Raw genomic sequence first — 15,843 nt, forward strand, 5'->3', positions numbered from 1 at the left:
GAAGATCGCCCGGCCCCGCCGCACGGGCCTCTGGCGGCCGAGCGCCGGGTGTCGCCGCTCATCGGCTTGCCGTCCGCCATCGGGAAAACCCCAAGCAGGTTCGTTCGAATGCAGATTCACGTTGACCGGATTCGCATTCGAACATAGGATGTTCGAAAATGATCAGTCGTCAGATAACATTGCAGTTTGATGACGGTGGAATGTTCGCTCGAACACCGCGATTTCGATATAAACCGGGTAAAACCGGCGCACATCAAGATCGGACATCGTACGAATAAATGAAACGAGCCATCTCGAATGGATGGCCCTCACGGACCGGGCAGGCGCCGCGCGCCCGCCCTGCCTGACAGGAGACAGCAGTGAAGACAGTCAAGGCGTTGCGCTGGTGGATCATCGTGCTCGTGTGTCTCGGCACGATCCTCAACTACCTCGCACGGAATTCCCTCGCGGTGCTCGCGCCCGAGCTCAAGCAGGTGTTCGCGATCTCGACGCAGCAGTACTCGTACATCGTCGGCGCGTTCCAGATCGGCTACACGATCATGCAGCCGGTATGCGGGTTCATCGTCGATCTGATCGGGCTGCGGCTCGGGTTCGCGCTGTTCGCGATGCTGTGGTCGGTGGTCGGCGTCGCGCACGGCTTCGCGTCGGGCTGGCTGTCGCTCGGCATCCTGCGCGGCTTGCTGGGCCTGTTCGAGGCCGCCGCGATTCCGTCGGGGATGAAGGCCGTCGCCGAGTGGTTTCCCGATCGCGAGAAATCCGTCGCGGTCGGCTACTTCAACGCGGGCACGTCGCTCGGCGCCGCGATCGCGCCGCCGCTCGTCGTGTTCCTGTCGATGCGGTTCGGCTGGCAGGCCGCATTCATGGCCACCGGCGCGCTCGGGTTCGTGTGGGCCGCGCTGTGGTACACGCAGTACCGTTCGCCGGCCGCTCATCCGCGCATCACGCCGCAGGAGCGCACGCTGATCCGCGACGGCCAGGCCACGATGCCGCCCGTGTCGACGCGCCGCATCCGCGACGTCGTCACCGCCCGGCGCTTCTGGGCCATCGCGCTGCCGCGCTTCTTCGCGGAACCCGCATGGCAAACTTTCAGCTTCTGGATTCCGCTGTACCTCGCGACCGAGCGCCACATGCCGCTCACGCAGATCGCGGTGTTCGCGTGGATGCCGTTTCTCGCGGCCGACCTGGGCGGCATCGCGGGCGGCTACCTGTCGCCCTACCTCGCGAATCGCTTCAGGCTGCCGCTCGTGTGGTCGCGCGTCGCGGGCGTCGCGCTCGGCGCGCTGCTGATGCTCGGGCCGGCGATGATCGGGCTCGCGTCGTCGCCGTACACCGCGATCGCACTCTTCTGCGTCGGCGGCTTCGCGCACCAGATGATCTCCGCGCTCGTCAACACGCTGTCGGCCGACGTGTTCGACCCCGAGGAAGTCGGCACCGCGAGCGGCTTCGCCGGGATGGCCGCGTGGATCGGCGGCCTCGGCTTCTCGCTGCTGGTCGGCGCGCTCGCCGACAAGATCGGCTATGCGCCGCTGTTCGCGTGCCTCGGCCTGTTCGACATCATCGGCGTCACGCTGCTCGCGGTGCTGATCCGCGGCCAGTCGAAGCAGGAACGCCTGCTCGCGCAGCACGCCTGATCTCCGCCTTTACCAGGAATCGCATTCATGACTTCGCTTCTTCATCCGCCCGTGTTCCGCGTCGACAGCCACCACGCGAACCGTGTGCTGCTCGCGTCCGATACGGGCGCCACCGTCGAAATCTTCGTGCTCGAGGACGACATCGTGCGGGTGCGCGTGCTGCCCGACGCGACCGCGCGCAACCCGCGCACGTGGACCATCGCGCCCGGTCTCGACGACGTGCCGCTCGACGGCCGCGACCGCCTCGACCTGAGCGACTTCACGCTGCCCGGGTACGAACTGACCGAGGACGACGACGGCGTGCGCATCGAAACCGCGCGGATCCGGCTCGCGGTGCGCCGGCAAGGCGGCCATTGCACGTGGTCGATGCGCGGCGCGGATGGCGCATGGCGCGTCGCACTCGCCGACCGCGCGACGCAGGCGTACAACTTCGGCTGGTGGGACGACCGCGTGTATCACTACGTCGCCCGCGAGCGCGGCGACCAGGTCTTCGGCCTCGGCGAACGCGCGGGCGAACTCGACCGCACGGGCGCACGCTTCGAGATGCGCAACATCGACGCGATGGGCTACAGCGCGAAACACACGGACCCGCTGTACAAGCACATCCCGTTCTACATCACGTGGTCGCCCGATGCATGCCAGGGCTTCGGGCTGTTCTACGACACGCTGTCGGACTGCTCGTTCGACATGGGCCGCGAACTCGACAACTATCACGGCCCGTACCGCTATTTCGTCGCCGAGCACGGCGATCTCGACTACTACTTCATCGCGTCGCCCGATACGCCGCTCGCGGCCGCGCGGCGCTTCACGTGGCTGACCGGGCGCCCCGCGCGCACGCCGAAATGGGGGCTCGGCTATTCGGGCTCGACGATGAGCTACACCGACGCGCCGGACGCGCAGCAGCAGATGAACCAGTTCGTCGAGCAGTGCGACGCGCACGACATCCTGTGCGATTCGTTCCACCTGTCGTCGGGCTATACGTCGATCGGCGCGAAGCGCTACGTGTTCAACTGGAACCGCGACAAGTTTCCCGATGCGAAAGGTTTCGTGCAGCACTATCGCGACCATGGCATCCGCCTGTGCGCGAACATCAAGCCGTGCCTGCTGCGCGACCATCCGGCCTTCGACGACGCCGCGCAGCGCGGGCTGCTGATCCGCTCGGCGTCCGGCGAGCCCGCGTGGGTGCAGTTCTGGGACGAAGTCGGCGCGTACCTCGACTTCACGCAGCCGGACGCATACCGCTGGTGGCGCGAGCAGGTCACGTCGGCGCTGCTGGAATACGGGATCGAATCGACCTGGAACGACAACAACGAATACGAGATCTGGTCGCCCGACGCGATCGCGCACGGCTTCGGCCAGCCGTTCCCGGCGCGCGAGGCGAAGGTGCTGCAGACGATGCTGATGATGCGTGCGTCGCGCGACGCGCAGCGCGCGCATGCGCCGGCGCGGCGGCCGTTCCTCGTGTCGCGCTCCGGCGGCGCCGGCATGCAGCGCTACGTACAGACGTGGTCCGGCGACAACTACACGTCGTGGGAAACGCTGCGCTACAACCTGAAGATGGGCCTCGGGCTCGCGCTGTCGGGCGTGTCGAACATCGGCCACGACATCGGCGGCTTCTCCGGCCCCGCGCCGTCGCCCGAATTGCTGCTGCGCTGGGTGCAGTTCGGCATCTTCATGCCGCGTTTCAGCATCCATTCGTGGAACGACGACGGCACCGTCAACGAACCGTGGATGTACCCGGAGATCACCGCGCAGATCGCGTCGCTGATCAAGCAGCGCTACCGGCTGCTGCCGTACCTCTATCACCTGCTGTGGCTGTCGACGACGCGCTACGAGCCCGTGCTGCGGCCGACGCTCGCCGACTTCCCCGGCGATGCGCGCTGCTACGACGCGTGCGACGACATGATGCTCGGCGACGCGCTGCTGGTCGCGCCGGTCGTCGATCCCGGCCAGACCGAGCGCACGGTGTATCTGCCGTCGGGCGCACGCTGGACCTGCTGCGCGAGTGCGCAGTCGTTCGACGGCGGCGCGAGCGTGACGCTGCCCGCACCGCTCGACACGCCGGTGATGCTGCTGCGCGAAGGCCGCGTGCTGCCGCTGAACGTCGCGGAACAGCATTTCGGGGCGCGCGCCGACACGCGCGGCTTCCTCGTCGCACCACGGATCGAGGATGGCGTCGCGTATGGCGAATGCGTCGAGGACGACGGCGAAACGGAAGCATGGCGCGACGGCGAATACGGACTGTGGCGCATCGAGACCGGCCGCGAGGCGTCCGGCGTGCTCGGCGTGTCGGTCCGCTGGGACGGCCGGCCGGCGCGCCCGGCCGAGCGCGTCGAGATCCTGCTGCCCGCGTCGCTGCAAGGCCCGGTGGCCGTGCGCGGCGCACGTGTCGAGCAGGATGCGCGGGACGGCGCATGGCGCCGCCTCGTCGTCGCGTTCGACCGCTGAACCACTGAATCGCAAGCAGCCCCGATCAGGCGGGCCGTTCGCGCGGTCCGCCGCCTGCCACAGAGGAGGCATTCAACCTCCCCTTGAAAAGATGAAGCACCCCGGAGATCGACAATGAAAGCACCCGTCAACCGTTATGCAATCCTCATTTTATCGGCCGCGTCGCTCGGTACGACCGCCGCTCATGCGCAGAGCAGCGTGACGCTGTACGGCGTCGTCGACGATTCGCTCGCGTACGTGAACAACCAGCAGGGCCATTCGAACGTCTACATGCGCGACGGCAACCTGTACGCGTCGAAGTTCGGGCTGCGCGGCGACGAGGATCTCGGCGGCGGCACGCACGCGATCTTCGACCTGCAGGCCGGCTTCAACCTGAATACGGGCGCGCAGGCCGCCGCCGGCACGATCTTCAATCGCCAGGCCTTCGTCGGCCTGCGCAACGCCAGCTATGGCACGGTCACGGCCGGCCGCCAGTACACCCCCTACTTCCTGTTGGTCGGCCCGTACGCGTCGAGCAGCTGGCTGACCGGCGCCACCGGGGCCCATCCGGGCGACATCGACGGCCTCGACACGACGATCCGCGTCAACAATTCGGTTACCTATACGTCCCCGACCTTCGCCGGGCTGACCGCGAGCGCGATGTACGCGTTCGGCGGCATTGCCGGCGCGACGGGCAAGGGCAACACGTTCAGCGCCGCGCTGCGCTACGCGAACGGGCCGGTCGGCATCGCGGCCGGCTACCTGCGGATCAACAGCTCGGGCTCGTCCGCCGGCTTCCTGAATCCGGCCACCGCGTCGTCGGGCAGCTTCGCGGTGTCCGTGCTGAACCAGGGCTACCTGAGCGCGAAAGCGGTCGAACAGGTGGCGGCGGCCGGCAACTACACGCTCGGCGACCTGACGCTGGGGCTCAACTATTCGAACGTGAAGTACCTGCCCGGCAACGGCTCGGCGTTCACCGACACGGCAGTGTTCAACACCTACGGCGCACTTGCCGCATACCGCTTCACGCCGACGTTCTCGGTGGCCGGCGCCTTCGCTTACACGCTCGCATCGAAGGCAAACGGTGTCGCGAGCGCGGCCCGCTATCAACAATATTCGCTGAAGGAGTCGTACAGCCTGTCGAAACGCACGACGCTCTACGCGCTGCAGGCGTACACGCATTCGAGCGGGCAAACGCTCGGTGCGCAGGGCGCCGGCCACATCGTCGACGCGGCGCCGATCGTCGGCGATTCGCAGCAGCTCACGCCGTCGACCACGCACGGCCAGTTCGTCGGCATGGCCGGGATCGCCGTCACGTTCTGAAACCCGCCCGGCGGCGTCTTCGGCGCCCCGCCTGTGCCCGGACGATACGCATGCCGTGCGTGCCCGTCCGGGCGCCCGATCCGCGTTCGCCGCTGCGTTCGCGCCGCCGTTTTCCCCGCCCCGCCGGCCCGCCACGCACACCGCGCGGGTTTTCTCGATCGCCGCGATACCTTACAATTCGTCAGGCTACCCCTTCTGCATGCCCCCTTCTTGCAGTCCTGACACCGCGGTACACTCGACGCACGCCGTATCAGGGTCCGACGCGCCACAGGCGCGCCGGGCGGCGTCGCGCCTCGTTGCGCCCACAACTGGATGCCCGCCATGCCGGATTCCCGTCCCATGCCCCGCACGACATTCAAGCCGCAGGTCGTCCTGCCGGCGCTCGCCGTCATCGGCGCACTACTCGTCGTATGCGCACTGCACCCGAGCGAAGCCGGTGCGCTGTTCTCCGCCGGCCAGCAATGGGTCATCGCACGTTTCGACTGGTTCTACGTGCTCGCCGTCACCGGCTTCCTCGTGTTTCTCGTGCTGATCGCCGCCAGCGACTTCGGCAATATCCGGCTCGGCCCCGACGATGCCGAACCCGAATTCAGCTTCGTGTCGTGGACGGCCATGCTGTTCGCGGCCGGCATGGGCATCGGCCTGATGTACTTCGGCGTCGGCGAGCCGATGCAGCACTTCCTGAAGCCGCCGACGGTCGACCCCGGCACGCCTGCCGCCGCGCGCGAGGCGATGCTGATGACCTTCTTCCACTGGGGCTTCCATGCGTGGGCGATCTACGGGCTGATGGGGCTCGTGCTCGCGTACTTCGGCTTCCGCTACAACCTGCCGCTGACGCTGCGCTCGGGGCTGTATCCGGTGCTGCGCGAGCGCATCAACGGCTGGATCGGCCATACCGTCGATGCGTTCGCGCTGGTCGGCACGGTCGCCGGGATCGCGACGACGCTCGGCTACGGCGTGATGCAGCTGAGCGCGGGCCTGCATACGGTCGCCGGGTGGGACACGGGCAGCAACCTGTTCCGCATCGGGCTCGTCGCGGTGGTCGTGATCCTCGCGGGCGTGTCGGCCGCGACCGGCCTCGACAAGGGCGTGCGCCGGCTGTCCGAGCTGAACCTGCTGCTCGCGTTCCTGCTGCTCGCCTTCGTGGTCGTCGCGGGCCCGACGGCCTTCCTGCTGCGCGCGCTCGGCGACAACATCGGCCAGTACCTGTCGAGCCTCGTCGACCTGTCGTTCCGCACCTACGCGTATGCGCCGCCGCGCGAGGAAGGCTGGTTCGGCGGCTGGACGATCCTCTACTGGGCATGGTGGGTGTCGTGGTCGCCGTTCGTCGGCATGTTCATCGCGCGCATCTCGCGCGGCCGCACGATCCGCCAGTTCGTGATCGGCGTGCTGCTGGTGCCGACCGCGTTCAACCTCGTGTGGATGACCGTGTTCGGCAACAGCGCGATCTGGCTCGATACGCACGGCGCGGCCGGCGCGCTCGCGCAGACGGCGACCAACGTCGATGCGCTGCTGTTCCGCTTCTTCGATTTCCTGCCGTTGCCGCAACTGCTGTCGATCGTCGCGATCGTGCTGATCGCGGTGTTCTTCGTCACGTCCGCCGATTCGGGCGCGTTCGTGATCGACCAGATCGCGACGCGCGGCAGCGCGCAGTCGCCGGTCTGGCAGCGGCTGTTCTGGGCCGCGCTGCTCGGCGTGACGGCCGCGGTCCTGCTCGTCGCGGGCGGGCTCGGCGCGCTGCAGGCGATGACGCTGATCGCCGCGCTGCCGGTGGCCATCATCATGCTCGCGCTCTGCTACGGGCTGTGGCGCGGGCTCGCGGCCGATCGCGCGCACTATTCGCAGGACGTCGCGCCTGCAACGAGCTTCTGGACCGGCCAGCACTGGCGCCATCGCCTGACGCACATCCTGCGGCAGACGACCGAGGCCGAGGCGCGCCAGTTCGTCGCGGAAACGGTCGAACCCGCGCTGCGCAAGGTCGCCGACGAGTTGCGCGCGAGTGGCGTCGATGCGCACGTGCAGCGCGACAGCGACGATGCGGTGCGGCTCACCGTGCCGACCGCCGAACACCGCGATTTCGTGTACGGCGTGCGCGTCACCGCGAAATCCGCGGCCGCGTTCCTGGTGCGCGAGGCGGCCGAACCCGACGAAGCGCGTGCGCACGTGTATGGCATCGTCACGTTCTTCGAGGACGGCCGGCTCGGCTACGACGTCGAATACCTGCGCGGCGACGAAGTGATCGCCGACGTGCTGCGCCAATATGAACGCTACGTGTCGCTGGCCGCGGACAAGCGCACGCACTTGCTGAGCCGGGCTCCGGGACACGCGACGGAGGCCGAATGAGCGGGCTGCTGCACAGCCGCGCGGCCGACGTCATCGCGCTCGGCACCCTCGCCGTGCTGTACCTCGGCGGCGCGGGCCTCGCGCTGTGGCGGATCCGCGCCGCGGCGCCGCTCGGCAAGGTCTACTGGATCGTCTGCGCGGCGCTGCTCGCCGGCGGCGCCGTCGTGATGGGCGGCAACCTGTCGCCGGTGCCGAACAGCGGCGAGATGCCGCCCGGTTTCGCGCTCGGCGCCGAGGCCGTGCTGCTCGGCCTCGCGCTGGTGGCCGGTGGTTGCGCGTGGCTGATGCTGCGCGCGCGCAAACGCTGATACCCGCAGGCCCCGCTTCGTCACGCGCACACCGCAGCATGTGGGGCGAACGGGCCGTCGCCCCTTCCCTGATCCGCTGCTTTCACGCGACGTGTCATGCGGACGGCGCACGCGCCGTCACGAGCCAACACGCCGCATCGAAGCGCACCTCGGCGCCGTGCACGTACGGCTCGAACGCCGCGCGCATCGTATCGATCACGCGCCGCCGCGTCGCTTCGTCCGTCTCCAGCAACGCCAGGCCGACCGGGCCCAGCCGCGCAACGTAGTCGTCCAGCGCAGATTCCGGCAGCACACATGACCGCTCGACCGGCTCGATCGCCACGTCGGCCCAGCCGCCGTCCGCCAGCACCGACGCGATCCGCTGGCGGTCGCCGAACGCGAACTGCCCCGGCGCGCCGGGCTGCCGCGCGGGCAGGTTCGGCAGCAGCGGCGCGGCCGCCCGCTCGGCCGTCGTCATGAACGGGTTGTCGGCCGCGCCGCGCCACGCGACGAACCGCATCTGCGCGGCGGGCCGCGCCGCCTGCCGCAGGTTCGCGAACGCCCGCACCGGATCGTCGAAGAACATCACGCCGAGGCGCGACACGATCAGGTCGACGCTCGCCGGCTCGAATGCATGCGTCTGCACGTCCGCGCACACGAACCGGGCAGGCAGGCCGCTGCGGTCGGCACGCGCCCGCGCGGCGTCGATCATCCGCGCCGAAATGTCGATGCCCGTGCACTGCGCGCTCGCACCGAGCCGCCTCGCGATCGCGAGCGTAACGGCGCCGGTGCCGCAGCCGACATCGAGCACGCGCGTGGCTGACGACGCGGCCGCAGCCGCCGCCAGCAGCGTTTCGAACGGCTCGAACATCCGGTCCAGCAGCGCCTGCGCATCGACCCACGCGCGCCCCGACGGACCATTCCAGAGCGCGGCTTGCGCTTCGTTGGGCCGGTTGGTTTCCATCGTCGATCCCCTTCCGATTCATTGATGACGAACCGGACTGTGCTGCTTCAAGCCGGCTTGAAGTCAAGCCCGGCCCGTGCGCGCCTGCGTCGCGCCCCGTTTTTCACATTTCTTACATTCGCGCTGCGTATCGTTGACGACTTTCCTACGGTGCCTCCCCTCCCATGCGACGATTCCTCACGCGCGCGCTGCTCGTACGTTGCGCCCCTCTGGTTGCCCTCGCCGCGCTGTCCGCGTGCTCGAATCACATCGATACGCCGGACGATCCGGCCAGCGCGTCGGCCAACGTCCAGGCCGCATGGGTCGAGATCGGCGATGCGAACCAGGCGATCGCGCGCGTCATCACGAACTACACGCCCGCGTCGGCCAGCGATCCGCTGTGCCCGCAGTTGACCGTCGACGGCAAGCTGTCGCGCATGACGCTGCGCGCAGCCGCCGCGACCGTCGCCCAGCGGCCGACCGCCAGCGACCCGGCCGATTCGAAACCATCGAGCTTCCCGGTGTCCGTCTGCGAGGCGACGCTGCCGGCCGGCGCGCAGGCGGCGAGCGTCGCGGGCCGCACGCTGCCGCTGCCGAAAGCGCAGCCGCAGCGCATCGCGATCATCGCCGACACGGGTTGCCGGATGAAGAAGGCCGACAACGCCTGGCAGGCGTGCAACGATGCCGCGGTCTGGCCGCTCGACACCATCGCGGCCAGCGTCGCGAAGCTATCGCCGGATCTCGTGCTGCACGTCGGCGACTACCACTATCGCGAAAACGCATGCCCGCCGGACATCGCCGGCTGCAAGGACAGCCCGTGGGGCTACGGCTGGGATACGTGGCAGGCCGACCTGTTCCGCCCGGCCGCGCCGTTGCTCGCGAAGGCGCCGTGGGTCGTCGTGCGCGGCAATCACGAGGAATGCGCGCGGGCCGGCCAGGGCTGGTTCCGCTTCCTCGACCCGCGCCCGTATTCGGCCGCACGCTCGTGCGACGATCCGGCCAACGACAACAACGCGAACTATTCGGAACCCTATGCGGTGTCGCTCGGCGGCGGTTCGCAGGTGATCGTGTTCGATACCGCGAAGGTCGGCCGCACGCCGCTCAAGACGACCGACGCGCAGTTCGGCATCTACCAGAAACAATTCCAGACGGTCGCCTCGCTCGCATCGAAGGCCGGCATGACGACGACGATCTTCACGAACCATCATCCGATCCTCGCGTTCGCGCCGATCGCCGGCAGCACGCCCGCGCCGGGCAACCTCGCGCTGCAATCGGTGATGTCGAGCCTCAACGCGCAGGCGTACTACCCGCCGGGCGTGCACGTCGCGCTGCATGGCCACGTGCATGATTTCCAGGCGATCAACTTCTCGTCCGGGCACCCGGCGACGATCGTGTCCGGCAACGGCGGCGACAACCTCGACGTCGCGCTGCCCGACCCGTTCCCGGCCGGCCTGACGCCCGCGCCGGGCACCGTGATCGAGCGGCTGTCGCACAACAACAGCTTCGGTTTCCTGATCATGGAGCGCAACGCGGCACCGGCGACGGGCTGGGTGTTCCATGCGTATTCGGCGGCCGGCAAGCTACTCGCGTCGTGCAACCAGTCGGGCACGACGCTCGCCTGCGACAAGACGGGATTCATCGCGCCGTGAGTAAAGCAGTTCGATGTGAAGGCCACGGCGTACGCGGCCGGCGGACGCTGCACGCGCTTGCCGCCACCCTGTTCGCCGGCCTGACGCTCACGGCCCACGCCGCGCCTGCGGAAACGGTCCTGCTTCCGGGCGCACCGCCGTCGCGCGTCGTCGACACGATCGGCAACGGCACGCCGCAGGTGACCGGCAAGATCGACGCGGCCACCGCGCGCTTCGCGCCGGACCCGATGCTCGTCGCGCTCGGCCGCCGGATCTTCTTCGACCCGCGGCTGTCCGAGCCGCGCGGTATGTCCTGCGCGGGCTGCCACGACCCGGGCCGCGCGTTCGCGCCGACGCTGTCGGCCGCGGCGCTCGCGGGGCCTGGCGTGCCGGAAGGCAGCCGGCCCGGGCGCTTCAGCCAGCGCAACGCGCCGTCGCTGCTGTATGTGCGCTACGTGCCGCGCCGCCACTTCTACCAGGACGACGATGCGCCCGCGCCGTCGCCGTTCGGCGGCCTGTTCAGCGACGGTCGCGCGGATACGCTCGCCGAGCAGATCCGCGGGCCGCTGTTCGATCCGAACGAGATGAACAACCGGTCGCCGGCCGCGCTGCTGCGCAAGGTCAACGCGACCGAACTCGCGCCCGATCTCGCCGCACGCTTCGGCGCGCCGGTGCGGCGCGATCCCGAACAATTGGTGCGTGCGCTGGGCTCGGCCGTCGAAGCCTACCTGCAGAGCGACGAGATGGCGCCGTTCACGTCGCGCTTCGATGCGTTCCTGCGCACGCGCAAGCCGCTCGCGCCGGCCGAGATGCGCGGCCTCGCGCTGTTCAGGAATCCGGACAAGGGCAATTGCATGACCTGCCACACGCTGTCGGACACGTCGAACCGCCCGGAACGCTCGCTGTTCACCGATTTCGGCTACGACGCGATCGCGGTGCCGCGCAACCGCGCGCTGCCGGCGAACCGCGACCCGCGCCATTTCGACAACGGGCTATGCGACACCGCGCGGCGGCTGCGCTGGCCCGAACCGACGCAATGGTGCGGCTACCTGCGCACGCCCGGGCTGCGCAACGTCGCGGTCAAGCAGACGTTCATGCACAACGGCGTGTTCACGACGCTGCGCGACGCGGTCGCGTTCTACAACACGCGCTCGACCGATCCCGGCTTCTGGTATCACGGCGCCAAGACGTTCGACGACGTGCCGGCCGCCTATCGCGGCAACATCAACGTCAACTCGACGCCGATGAACCGCCGGCCCGGCACGCCACCCGCGCTGACCGACGCGGAAATCGACGACATCGTCGCGTTCCTCGGCACGCTGACCGACGCGCGCTATACGGGCCGCGCCGCCCCGACCGCCCCCGCCGCCCGGATCACGCGCGCCGCCGCGCCGGTGCGCTGACCCTGGCCGAACGGCCAGCCGACGCGCGCCCGCTTGCGGTTACCGCAAACACTGGTTATATTTACAGTACTGTATTTATGAACAGTGAGGTGCGCGATGGAACATCTGGTCCGTATCGTCAACGACACCGATCGCCAAGTGCTGGCGTGGCTGCGGGCCCAGGTCGGCGATGCCCGCGTCGAGCGCGCGGCACGTCAGCTCGGGCATACGCGCAAGCCCTTTCCGTCGGCCGTGTGCCGATATCTGGGCATGAGCGCGCCGGCCACGCTGCGGCCTGCCGCCGCCCGGCCGCGCGCGGCACGCGATTTCTCGGTGGGCGATCGCTACCTGTCGCTGATTCGCCAGCACCTCGCCACGCACGCGGTCGGCCGATGAAATGGCGGCGGCTCGCCGCTTCGGTCCCGCGTCCGGCCGGCGCACTCGCGTATTCGCAAGTCCGGCCGGCCGCCGCCGTCGCGCTTACGCGGCCGCCATGGCTTCCCGTACGAGTCGGCCGAGCGTGTCGAACGCTGCCTCGTGCACCGCATCGAATACGCGCGTGCAGGCGAGCCGGATATAGCCGTCGAAACGGTCCGAATTCGAGAAGATCGAACCGGGCGCGATCTTGACGCCATGTGTCAGCGCGGCGTCGAACAGCGCATCGGAGCGCACGCCTTCCGGCAGCGCGATCCACAGCAGCATCCCGCCCGGCGGCTGGTTCATCCGCGTGCCGGCCGGGAAATGCCGCGCAATCGCGTCGATCGTCACGTCGCGCTGCACGCGCAGCTGTTCGCGGAACCGGTGCAGGTGCCGATCGAACGCGCCCGAGCCCACGAATTCGGCCGCCACGGCCTGCAGCAGCGCGGCGTTGTGCCGGCTGTGCGCGAATTTCAGCATCCTCACGCGCGCATGCCAGCGGCCCGCACTCATCCAGCCGAGCCGCATCCCGGGCGCCAGCACCTTGTTGAACGACGGGCAATAGATCACCGTGCCGTCGCAATCCCATGCCTTGACCGGCCTGACCGCGTGCGGCGCCTCGACGAGCTCGCGATAAGGCTCGTCCTCGATCACGGCCACACCGTGGCGCGAGCACAGCGCGACGAGCGCGGCCTTGCGCTCGTCGGGCATCACGCAGCCGAGCGGGTTTTGCAGGTTCGGCACGACGACCACGGCCCGGATGTCCGGATAGGCTGCCAGCGCCACGTCGAGCGCCTCGATCGACAGGCCCGTCGTCGGGCTTGCCGGGATTTCGAGTGCCCGCAGGCCGAGGCTTTCGAGCAGCTGGATCAGCCCGAAGAAAGCCGGCGATTCGATCGCGATCGTGTCGCCGGGCCGCGCGACCGCACGCAGCGCGAGATTCACCGCGTCGACGCCGCCGCTCGTCGACATCACGTCGTCCGGCGTCAGCGTCACACCGTAGGACAACGCGCGTTTGGCCATCGTCTGCCGGAATTCGGGCGAACCGCCGACGGGCCCCGCATCGGTCAGCAACGTGGGTTTGCGCCGCAGCAGCCGGATCGCCAGCGCCTGCAGGCGCTCGGTCGGATACAGCGCGGCATGCGCGGAGGCGCCGCCGAGATTCAGCGCATCGGTCGCCGCGTTCGCACGGTCGATCACGCGCGAGACGCGTTCGTGCAGCCCCGCGAACGGCGGCTCGACACTCAGCGGCGGCCCGTCGCTTTCCGGCAGCGTGTCGAGCATGGCCGCCGCGCGGCGGCGCACGAAGTAACCCGAACGCGGTTTCGCATCGCACCAGCCCGTATCCTCGAGCCGCCGGAACGCCTGGATCGCGGTCGACAGGCTCACGCCGTGCTGCGCCATGCACGCACGGACCGACGGCATCCGGTCGCCGGGCGACAGCGTGCCGGCCGCGATGATGCGGCGGTAATGTTCGGCGAGCCGTTCGTAAAGCGGCTCGCCGTCCATCGGCAAAGGCGTACGGGAAGCGTCGGCGAAAGGCGTCATGCGGGCCATCGTGCCCGTGCCCCATCGCGCACGCCAGATACAGATTCGGGAGAAACCCACCGATACAGCAACGCGAAACCGCCGCCTGCACCGCAACAGATTCCCGTCCCCTGAATCTGTCGTGCGCGCGTCCGTTTCCCTAACCTGATTGCACGCTGTCGCCTCGTCGTCGCGAGGCCGCGCAACCGGAGCAACCGGGAAAAGGAATCGCCATGCGGACGCAACACCTCCGGCTCGACGCCGGGCAAAGCCACTTTGCGTGGTTCGACAAGGGCAGTCAGCTGATCGTGCTGGATGGCGCGCTGGCGGTCACGCTACGCCACGGCGGGCTCGACTGGCTGCCCGATGCACCGCAATACATTCGCCGCGAACTCGACGAGGGCGAATGCCTGACGCTCGAAACCGCCGGTCACGTCGCGCTGTCGGCTGGCGGCCGCGGCGTGGTCAGCACGGCGATCGTGGCCCCCTCGGGCCGAAGCAGCATGCTCGCGGTGTGGCGCGACATCCTGCGCCGACTGGCCGGGCGACTGCACGGCGGCCGGCACGTGAACGAGCATGTCTGACATCGCGGCTTGCCCGCCGTGAGCCACGCCGGAAAGTCACCGCATCATCGCGGTGACCGATGCACCCGTGATGTTCCGAGCAATCGTGCCAAGCGAACGTCCCGCGCGTCACCGCCCGTTCCGCCAGCGCTCGATCCACTCGAACAACGCCATCCCGGCCAGCATCGCGACGACGAACCCGATCCCCTTGGCCGACCCGAAGCCGATCGACACGATCGCGGGCCCCGGGCAGAACCCGGCAATTCCCCAGCCGATGCCGAACGCCGCACTTCCCGCGACCAGGCGCACGGTAATCGTCCGCACCGCCGGCAGTTGCATCGGCAGGCCGAGCCAAGAGCGGGTCCGGCGCTTCGCCCACGCGAACGCGAACACCGCAACACCGGTCGCGCCCGCCATCACGAACGCGAGCGACGGATCCCAGCGGCCCGCCAGGTCGAGAAAACCGAGCACCTTCTGCGGATCGGCCATGCCCGACACGATCAGGCCGACGCCGAACAGCAACCCCGCCAGAAACGCGAATCCTGCCTGCATGTCAGCCTCCCGCCACGTGCAGCCGCACGAAGACGGTCGCGAAGCCCGCGACCATGAAGGTCGCCGTCGCGACCACCGAACGCAGCGCCCCGCGCGACATCCCGCATACGCCGTGACCGCTCGTGCAGCCGCCCGCGTACCGCGTGCCGATCCCGACCAGCAGCCCGGCCGCGAGCAGTTCAGGCCAACCGGCGTCGATCCGGGGCGTCAGGCTGCTCCCAGCGACGTGCATCGCAACGGGCGCAACGATCATCCCGGCGATGAACGCGACGCGCCAGCCGCGCTCCGCGCCGCCCGCGGTGAGCAAGCCGCCGACGATCCCGCTGATGCCGGCGATCCGGCCGTTGAACGCGACGAGCCACGCGGCCGCGAGCCCGATCAGCACGCCACCGGCCAGCGACAGCCACGGCGTGAAATGAAGCGCATCAATCTGCATCGCGCGCCTCCTTCGCGGTCGCCCCGCAGAACTGCTCGTACAGCACGCCCATCACCGCGACCACGGCCGGACTGTCGAGCGAATAGCGGATGGTCTTGCCTTCCCGGCGGGTACGAACCAGCGCGTTGTCGCGCAACACGCCGAGCTGCTGCGACAGCGTCGGTTGATGGATGTCCAGTCGCGCCTCGAGATCGCTCACGCAGCACTCGCCCTGCGACAGTTCGCACAGCAGCAGCAGCCGGTCGGGATTCGACATGACCTTGAGGAGCGCACAGGCTGATTCGGCGGCGGCGCGCATCTGATCGGGCGCGGGCAGCCCGGCGGGGAGATCGTCGTTCATCGGAGCGGGAATACGATTAAAGAATGAACATTATATTCATTTAT

General features: G+C 69.0%; 14 protein-coding genes. 9 read left to right on the plus strand and 5 right to left on the minus strand.

Annotated elements, in window-relative coordinates:
• The first annotated feature begins 359 nt into the window (after positions 1–359).
• The 5 genes from DFS13_RS04120 to DFS13_RS04140 all read left to right on the plus strand — a co-directional run bounded on the left by DFS13_RS04120 (position 360) and on the right by DFS13_RS04140 (position 8,032).
• Positions 360–1,631, plus strand: a complete 1,272-nt coding sequence (locus tag DFS13_RS04120) for an MFS transporter (RefSeq protein ID WP_034202459.1) — start codon at positions 360–362, stop codon at positions 1,629–1,631.
• A 27-nt stretch (positions 1,632–1,658) separates the two neighbouring features.
• Positions 1,659–4,079, plus strand: coding sequence for a glycoside hydrolase family 31 protein (locus DFS13_RS04125; protein WP_111441389.1), 2,421 nt, complete (start codon positions 1,659–1,661; stop codon positions 4,077–4,079).
• A gap of 114 nt (positions 4,080–4,193) precedes the next feature.
• Complete coding sequence (locus tag DFS13_RS04130; protein WP_006495036.1) at positions 4,194–5,381, plus strand: porin; 1,188 nt, start codon at positions 4,194–4,196, stop codon at positions 5,379–5,381.
• A gap of 321 nt (positions 5,382–5,702) precedes the next feature.
• Entirely contained in the window at positions 5,703–7,724 is a 2,022-nt protein-coding gene (locus DFS13_RS04135; protein WP_043204755.1) for a BCCT family transporter, read from the plus strand.
• Entirely contained in the window at positions 7,721–8,032 is a 312-nt protein-coding gene (locus DFS13_RS04140; protein WP_048985804.1) for a hypothetical protein, read from the plus strand. The genes DFS13_RS04135 and DFS13_RS04140 overlap by 4 nt, the downstream gene beginning before the upstream one ends.
• Before the next feature lie 94 nt (positions 8,033–8,126).
• On the opposite strand, the gene DFS13_RS04145 is transcribed toward DFS13_RS04140, so the two are convergent.
• A complete protein-coding gene (locus DFS13_RS04145) occupies positions 8,127–8,975 on the minus strand; it encodes a class I SAM-dependent methyltransferase (RefSeq protein WP_111441390.1) in 849 nt (282 codons plus the stop codon).
• 164 nt (positions 8,976–9,139) lie between these two features.
• On the opposite strand from DFS13_RS04145, the gene DFS13_RS04150 reads away from it, so the two are divergent.
• The 3 genes from DFS13_RS04150 (at position 9,140) to DFS13_RS04160 (ending at position 12,360) form a co-directional block, all read left to right on the plus strand.
• Entirely contained in the window at positions 9,140–10,603 is a 1,464-nt protein-coding gene (locus DFS13_RS04150; RefSeq protein WP_006495042.1) for a metallophosphoesterase, read from the plus strand.
• A 68-nt stretch (positions 10,604–10,671) separates the two neighbouring features.
• The gene (locus DFS13_RS04155) at positions 10,672–11,985 is read left to right on the plus strand and encodes a cytochrome-c peroxidase (protein ID WP_372496191.1); all 1,314 of its coding nucleotides are present in this window, start codon (positions 10,672–10,674) and stop codon (positions 11,983–11,985) included.
• A 96-nt stretch (positions 11,986–12,081) separates the two neighbouring features.
• The gene (locus DFS13_RS04160) at positions 12,082–12,360 is read left to right on the plus strand and encodes a hypothetical protein (protein WP_006495044.1); all 279 of its coding nucleotides are present in this window, start codon (positions 12,082–12,084) and stop codon (positions 12,358–12,360) included.
• Between the two features lie 84 nt (positions 12,361–12,444).
• On the opposite strand, the gene DFS13_RS04165 is transcribed toward DFS13_RS04160, so the two are convergent.
• Positions 12,445–13,929 carry a PLP-dependent aminotransferase family protein gene (locus DFS13_RS04165; RefSeq protein ID WP_372496190.1) on the minus strand — a complete coding sequence of 495 codons (1,485 nt, stop codon included), beginning with the start codon at positions 13,927–13,929 and terminating at the stop codon, positions 12,445–12,447.
• 212 nt (positions 13,930–14,141) lie between these two features.
• Between DFS13_RS04165 and DFS13_RS04170 the strand changes: the two genes are divergently transcribed.
• Positions 14,142–14,492: a hypothetical protein gene (locus DFS13_RS04170; RefSeq protein ID WP_006488712.1), complete on the plus strand. Its 351-nt coding sequence runs from the start codon at positions 14,142–14,144 to the stop codon at positions 14,490–14,492.
• 108 nt (positions 14,493–14,600) lie between these two features.
• On the opposite strand, the gene DFS13_RS04175 is transcribed toward DFS13_RS04170, so the two are convergent.
• Genes DFS13_RS04175 through DFS13_RS04185 form a run of 3 tightly spaced genes read right to left on the minus strand, consistent with a single transcriptional unit; the run spans position 14,601 to position 15,799 of the window.
• Entirely contained in the window at positions 14,601–15,023 is a 423-nt protein-coding gene (locus DFS13_RS04175; protein ID WP_006488715.1) for a DUF6691 family protein, read from the minus strand.
• Between the two features lies 1 nt (position 15,024).
• Entirely contained in the window at positions 15,025–15,459 is a 435-nt protein-coding gene (locus DFS13_RS04180; protein WP_058903011.1) for a YeeE/YedE family protein, read from the minus strand.
• On the minus strand, positions 15,449–15,799 hold the full coding sequence (locus DFS13_RS04185; protein WP_034202469.1) for a metalloregulator ArsR/SmtB family transcription factor: 351 nt from the start codon (positions 15,797–15,799) through the stop codon (positions 15,449–15,451). Before DFS13_RS04185 ends, DFS13_RS04180 begins: the two co-directional genes overlap by 11 nt.
• Positions 15,800–15,843: the final 44 nt, after the last annotated feature.

Origin of the sequence: Burkholderia sp. 28_3, assembly GCF_003253915.1 — a bacterium.
GTDB lineage: Bacteria > Pseudomonadota > Gammaproteobacteria > Burkholderiales > Burkholderiaceae > Burkholderia > Burkholderia cenocepacia.

Bases quoted from the DNA above. Each gene is read 5' to 3' on its own strand.
- DFS13_RS04160 (WP_006495044.1), top strand. From the start codon at position 12,082: ATGGAACATCTGGTCCGTATCGTCAACGACACCGATCGCCAAGTGCTG.
- DFS13_RS04185 (WP_034202469.1), bottom strand. From the start codon at position 15,799: ATGAACGACGATCTCCCCGCCGGGCTGCCCGCGCCCGATCAGATGCGC.
- DFS13_RS04140 (WP_048985804.1), top strand. From the start codon at position 7,721: ATGAGCGGGCTGCTGCACAGCCGCGCGGCCGACGTCATCGCGCTCGGC.
- DFS13_RS04145 (WP_111441390.1), bottom strand. From the start codon at position 8,975: ATGGAAACCAACCGGCCCAACGAAGCGCAAGCCGCGCTCTGGAATGGT.
- DFS13_RS04125 (WP_111441389.1), top strand. From the start codon at position 1,659: ATGACTTCGCTTCTTCATCCGCCCGTGTTCCGCGTCGACAGCCACCAC.
- DFS13_RS04130 (WP_006495036.1), top strand. From the start codon at position 4,194: ATGAAAGCACCCGTCAACCGTTATGCAATCCTCATTTTATCGGCCGCG.
- DFS13_RS04135 (WP_043204755.1), top strand. From the start codon at position 5,703: ATGCCGGATTCCCGTCCCATGCCCCGCACGACATTCAAGCCGCAGGTC.
- DFS13_RS04150 (WP_006495042.1), top strand. From the start codon at position 9,140: ATGCGACGATTCCTCACGCGCGCGCTGCTCGTACGTTGCGCCCCTCTG.
- DFS13_RS04170 (WP_006488712.1), top strand. From the start codon at position 14,142: ATGCGGACGCAACACCTCCGGCTCGACGCCGGGCAAAGCCACTTTGCG.
- DFS13_RS04165 (WP_372496190.1), bottom strand. From the start codon at position 13,929: ATGACGCCTTTCGCCGACGCTTCCCGTACGCCTTTGCCGATGGACGGC.
- DFS13_RS04175 (WP_006488715.1), bottom strand. From the start codon at position 15,023: ATGCAGGCAGGATTCGCGTTTCTGGCGGGGTTGCTGTTCGGCGTCGGC.
- DFS13_RS04180 (WP_058903011.1), bottom strand. From the start codon at position 15,459: ATGCAGATTGATGCGCTTCATTTCACGCCGTGGCTGTCGCTGGCCGGT.